General features: G+C 72.5%; 3 protein-coding genes. All 3 read left to right on the top strand.

All coding sequences use genetic code 11. The annotated features are described in order from the left end of the window. The first annotated feature begins 191 nt into the window (after nucleotides 1–191). The 3 genes from ABD481_RS46195 to ABD481_RS46205 all read left to right on the top strand — a co-directional run bounded on the left by ABD481_RS46195 (nucleotide 192) and on the right by ABD481_RS46205 (nucleotide 4849). A complete protein-coding gene (locus tag ABD481_RS46195) occupies nucleotides 192–1646 on the top strand; it encodes an aldehyde dehydrogenase family protein (RefSeq protein ID WP_344672295.1) in 1455 nt (484 codons plus the stop codon). A 95-nt stretch (nucleotides 1647–1741) separates the two neighbouring features. Further along, nucleotides 1742–3691, top strand: coding sequence for a primary-amine oxidase (locus tag ABD481_RS46200; RefSeq protein WP_344672296.1), 1950 nt, complete (start codon nucleotides 1742–1744; stop codon nucleotides 3689–3691). A 3-nt stretch (nucleotides 3692–3694) separates the two neighbouring features. Then, nucleotides 3695–4849, top strand: a complete 1155-nt coding sequence (locus ABD481_RS46205) for a helix-turn-helix transcriptional regulator (RefSeq protein ID WP_344672297.1) — start codon at nucleotides 3695–3697, stop codon at nucleotides 4847–4849. Nucleotides 4850–5700 lie beyond the last annotated feature (851 nt).

The raw sequence follows: 5700 nt of genomic DNA on the forward strand, positions 1-5700 counted from the left end.
CACCCGCGCCACCACCCGCGCCGCCGCCCGCGCCGACACCCGCGCCGCCGCCCGCGCCGTCGCCGGCGCCACCGCCGCCCGCTGAGCTGAGCGCCTCGCGTCAACCAGCGTTCCCTGGAGAACAAGCCACCGCCTCCCCACGTCGCCGACTCTGGACCCTGACCGGTAATGGCGAGGAGGAGGACAAGAACATGGACGAGCTGCAAACCCATCTCTTCATCGGTGGCACCTGGACCAAGGCCTCCGACGGAGCGGAATTCTCCACCCTCGACCCGGCCACCGGGCAGCGCGTGGGCGTCTGCGCCCAGGCCACCGCCGCGGACGTCGACCTCGCCGTCGACGCCGCCCGCGAGGCCCTCACCGCCCCGGACTGGGCCGGCCTCACCGCCGCCGCCCGGGCCCGCCTGCTGTGGCGCGTCGCCGACCTGATCGAGGAGCAGGCCGACGAACTGGCCGAACTCGAGACCCGCGACCAGGGCCAGCCGCTGGGCATCGCGCACGGCGTGAGCGTCACCACCGCCGCCGAGCACTTCCGCTACTACGCCGGCTGGTGCACCAAGATCGAGGGTGCTGTCACCCCGGTCTCGTTCCCGGACACGCTGCACTACACCCGCCGCGAACCGGTCGGCGTCTGCGCGCTGATCACCCCGTGGAACTTCCCGTTGATGATCGCGGCCTGGAAGCTCGCGCCCGCGCTGGCCTGCGGCAACGCCGTCATCATCAAGCCCGCCGAGCAGACCCCGCTGACCACCGTGCGCCTGGTGGAGATCCTGGAGCGGGCCGGCCTGCCGGCCGGCGTCGTCAACCTGCTCACCGGCGGCCCCGACGTCGGCCGGGCCCTGGTCGAGCACCCCGGCGTCGACAAGGTCTCCTTCACCGGCTCCACCGAGGTGGGCCGGGAGATCGTCCGCGCCTCGGCCGGCAACCTCAAGCGCGTCACCCTCGAACTGGGCGGCAAGGCCCCCAGCGTGATCGCCGCCGACGCCGACATCGACGCCGCCGTGGCCGGCAACCTGCAGGGCGCACTGCTCAACAGCGGCCAGGTCTGCGCCGCCTACACCCGCTTCTACGTCGACCGCCGCCGCGTCGACGAGTTCACCGAGAAGCTGGCGCGCGCCGCCGCCGGCCTGCGCATCGGCCCGGGCCTGGACCCGGCGACCCAGGTGGGTCCGGTGGTCACCAGCCACCATCTGGCCGAGATCGACCGGCACGTGCGGCGGGCCGTGGCCGACGGCGCCCAGCTGGTCACCGGCGGGGAGCGCGCGGTCACCGGGGACCTGGAGCGCGGCAACTTCTACCGGCCGACGGTGTTCGCCGGCGTCAGCGACGACATGGCGCTGGTGCGTGAGGAGATCTTCGGCCCGGTGCTGCCGGTGCTGGCCTACGACGACCCGCAGGAGCTGGCCGTGCGCGCCAACGACACCGACTACGGCCTGGCCGCCGCGATCTGGACCAAGGACCTGTCCACCGCGCACCGCCTGGCCGCCGACATCCGGGCCGGCGCGATCTTCGTCAACATGCTGCCGATCCCGGACAGCGCCGCGCCCTGGGGCGGGTTCAAGACCAGCGGCTGGGGCCGCGAGATGGGCAAGTACGCGCTCGACGTCTACACCGAGGTCAAGGGCGTCTGGATGCACATGGGCTGACGCTCGCCGTCGCCTTCCGCGCCGCCAGACCGACCGGTCCAGCGCCTCCCGTACCGGGGCACTGCGGCCACCGAACCGCCCGAGGAGCCACCACCATGCCCGCCGTCCCGACCCCCGCCGCGCCCCACCCCCTGGACCGGCTGACCGAGGCCGACATCCTGGCCTGCCGTCCGATCCTGGAGCGCGCCGGCCTGCTCACCGCCGCCACCCGCTTCGCCTACCTGGGCCTGGAGGAGCCGCCCAAGGACGCGGTCCTGGCGCACACCGCCGACGCCCCTTTCGACCGCCGACTGCGGGTCCTGCTGCTGGACCGCGCCGACGGCCGTTCGCGGGACGTCGTGGTCTCCCTGACGCGCGGCGAGGTCGACGAGGAGCGGATACCGGACCCCGACCGGGACGGCCGGGTCCCGATCCTGGACGAGGAGTTCGCGGCCGTCGAGGAGATCCTCGCCGGCGACGAGGCCTGGCACGCGGCCCTGGCCGCGCGCGATCTGACGCCTTCCCAGGTCCGTGTCGCCCCGCTGTCCGCCGGCTCCTACGACCACCCCGAGGAAGCCGGGCGGCGCATCATCCGCTCCCTGTGCTTCCGCCAGGACCACCCGGCCGACAACCCCTGGGCCCACCCGGTCGACGGCCTGGTCGCCTATGTCGACGTGATCGCCCGCGAGGTCACCCGCATCGTCGACACCGGACCGGTCCCGGTCCCGGCGGAGTGCGCCGACTACGACGACGCGAAGTGGCGCGAGCAGCACGGCGTCACCGGCACGGTGGACCTGACCCCGATCGAGATCACCCAGCCCGACGGCCCGAGCTTCCGCCTCGAAGGCGATGTGCTGCACTGGGCCAAGTGGAAGGTCCGGATCGGCTTCGACGCCCGCGAAGGCCTGGTGCTGCACCAGATCTCGTTCGCCGACGGCGGCCGCGACCGCTCGATCGTCTACCGCGCCTCGATCGCCGAGATGGTCGTGCCCTACGCCGATCCCTCGCCGGTCCGGTTCTGGCAGAACTACTTCGACGCCGGCGAGTACGTGTTCGCCCGCTACGCCAACTCCTTGGAGCTGGGCTGCGACTGCCTGGGCGACATCACCTACCTGGACGCCGTCCTGGCCGACGAGCACGGCCGCCCGCACACCATCCGCAACGCCGTCTGCCTGCACGAGGAGGACTACGGCGTGCTGTGGAAGCACCGCGAGATGTGGACCGGCTCGGCCGAGACCCGCCGCCAGCGCCGCATGGTGATCTCCTTCTTCACCACCATCGGCAACTACGACTACGGCTTCTACTGGTACCTCTACCTCGACGGCACCATCCAGCTGGAGGCCAAGGCCACCGGCATCCCGTTCACCTCCGCGCACCCCGGCGGCGACCACCCCTGGGCCTCCGAGGTCGCCCCCGGCCTTGGCGCGCCGCACCACCAGCACCTGTTCTCGGCGCGCCTGGACATGGCCGTCGACGGCCGCGACAACGCCGTCGACGAGGTCGAGGCGCGCACCGTGCCGATCGGGCCGGAGAACCCGTACGGCAACGCCTTCACCGTGGCCCGCACCCGGCTGGAGCGAGAGAGCCAGGCGCAGCGGCTCGCCGACCCGGGCCGCGCCCGCGCCTGGCACGTGGTGAATCCCGACCGGCTCAACCGCCTCGGCCACCCGGTCGGCTACGCGCTGCACCCCGAGGGCCAGCCGGTGCTGCTGGCCGACCCGGCCTCCTCGATCCACGCCCGGGCGACGTTCGCCACCAAGCACCTGTGGGTCACCCGCTACCACCCGGACGAGCGCTACCCGGCCGGCGACCTGGTGAACCAGCACCCCGGCGGCGCCGGGCTGCCGGCCTTCGCCGCAGCCGACCGCGACCTGGACGGCCAGGACATCGTGCTGTGGCACACCTTCGGCCTGACCCACTTCCCGCGGGTCGAGGACTGGCCGGTGATGCCGGTGGACCGCGCCGGGTTCCAGCTCAAACCGGTCGGCTTCTTCGAACGGAACCCGACCCTTGACATCCCCGGGACAGTGACAGCGGACCACTGCTGCCACGCCGAAGGATCCTGATTCATGGCCGAAGACCGGGACCACAGGGGGAGAACCCGCGACGATCTGCTCATCACCCACGACGAGGAAGGCCTCTACCAGCTGCTCTGCGGGCTGGAGGCGGCCACCACCGCCCAGCTTGCCGAGAGTCTGGGCCTGGACCTGGACGCCGTCCTGCATCTGCTCGCCGGACTGCACACCAAGCAGCTGGTGCGGATGTCCGAGCACGCAGGCGGCGTGCGCTGGTCGGCCGTGGCGCCCGACCTGGCGTTGGAGCGGGTGCTCAACGAGCGTGCACGCTCCGAGCAGCGGCTGCGGGAGGACATCACGCGGCTGCTCGACGGTTATCACCGGGGTCGGGTCGGATCCGGGCGGGTCGGATCCGGGCGGGTCGGATCCGGGCGGGTCGGGCCTGGCCGGGTCGGATCCGGTGCGCTCGGGTTGTCCGGTGCACCCGGAACGGCCGGTGCGGCGGGAGCAGCCGGTGCAGCCGGAGCATCCGGACCGGCCGGACCATCCGGCACCTGCGGCACCGACGTCGTGGAGATCGTCACCGGCCGCCGCGCCATCGCCGAGACCTGGCGCAGCCTGCAAGGCCTGGCCCGGCACGAGGTCTGGGTCCTGGACAAGGCCCCGTTCGTACAGATCGACGCCGTCGACCCGGAACTGGACGCGCTGCGCCGCGGCGTCGACGTCCGCGGCGTCTACGAACGCGCCTCGCTGCTGCTGCCCGGCCGCCTGGAGCAGATCCGGGCCCTGATCGCGGCCGGCGAGGCCGGAGCCATGGTCCCGGAGGTCCCGTTCAAGCTCGGCATCGTCGACCGCCGCTGGGCCCTGCTCCCTGTCGCCTCCGGCGCCGAACTGGACAGCGCCCTGGTCATCCGCCCCTCCCAGATGCTCGACGCGCTGGTCCACACCTTCCTCGGCCAGTGGGCCAAAGCCGTGCCGATCCCGCCCGGCCCCGGCACCCTGCCGGGCCTGCCCGCCCCCGCCCCCGCCGACGGAACCAGCGACCTGCTGACGCTGCTCACCGCGGGGATGACCGACGAGGCCATCGCCCGCCAGCTGCACATCTCGGCACGGACCGTGCAGCGCAGAGTCAGTGTGCTGATGGAGGAGCTCGGCGCGCGCAACCGGTTCCAGGCCGGGGTGCAGGCGGTGCGGCACGGGATGTTGTGAGGCGGGGCGCTTGTGGAGCTCGGCTGTCGTGAAGCTCGGGCCGTTGTAGGGCTCGAATATGGAGTAGCTCGGGCGCTTGCGAGGCGCGGGCGTTGTGGTTCGGGCGGTGTGGTGCTCGAACTTTGTGGGGCTCGGGCTTGGCGGCGCATTCCCAAGCAGTAGCGGCGACTTCCTGACTCGTCCGGAATCCGCCAGCCGGTTCGCCTGGCGTTCGCCGGGCGTCGCAATAACCTGCGACTTGGGGCTCACGGTGCGTGCCCGCCCAGGGCCGCACAACGATCCCGGGACGGCGTTTCCCGTGTGCTCGCGCCGTCCCGGGACCGCCCGGCGCGAAGCGTGCCGGCCCCGCTCGTAAGCCCCGGCGGCTCGCGCAGCTCTCCGACTCGCGGCCGGTCCCTCCCGGCGGCCCGTTCCACCTCGTCGGCGACCGGAGTGTATGGATCGACAGTCCGTACACCCCGGTCGCCGTTGTGTTTCGGTTTTCGCAGGCCACTGCCGCGTCGTCATGGCAGTGGCCTGCTTCTATCCCCTCCGCGGGAGTCGCCGCAGCCCCGCGTTCCCCACGGGTGCCAGATTTTTTCAACTCTTACGAGACTGTTTGCAAAGCTTCAATCAGGTTATTGCGCGGACGTGTCGCCGAGATTACCATCCGGTCTGCAACGACATCCGGCGCGGGCCGTACCCCCACCTCCCGCGTCTCCTGGCGCACCACCCGCCGTCTGAAGGAGCTCCCTGTGATGTCCAAATCCTCACCAGGCCGCGCCCGCCGCGGTCTCGCCGCCGTGGGCGGCGGCGTGCTGCTGGCGGTGGGCGGGCTGACGCTCGCCGCCGCGCCGCCCGCCGGCGCCTTG

The sequence above is a fragment of the Catenulispora yoronensis genome (assembly GCF_039531695.1).
GTDB classification, from domain to species: Bacteria; Actinomycetota; Actinomycetes; order Streptomycetales; family Catenulisporaceae; genus Catenulispora; species Catenulispora yoronensis.

Coding starts and splice junctions, on each gene's coding strand:
- ABD481_RS46205 (WP_344672297.1), top strand. CDS start 3,695: ATGGCCGAAGACCGGGACCACAGGGGGAGAACCCGCGACGATCTGCTC.
- ABD481_RS46195 (WP_344672295.1), top strand. CDS start 192: ATGGACGAGCTGCAAACCCATCTCTTCATCGGTGGCACCTGGACCAAG.
- ABD481_RS46200 (WP_344672296.1), top strand. CDS start 1,742: ATGCCCGCCGTCCCGACCCCCGCCGCGCCCCACCCCCTGGACCGGCTG.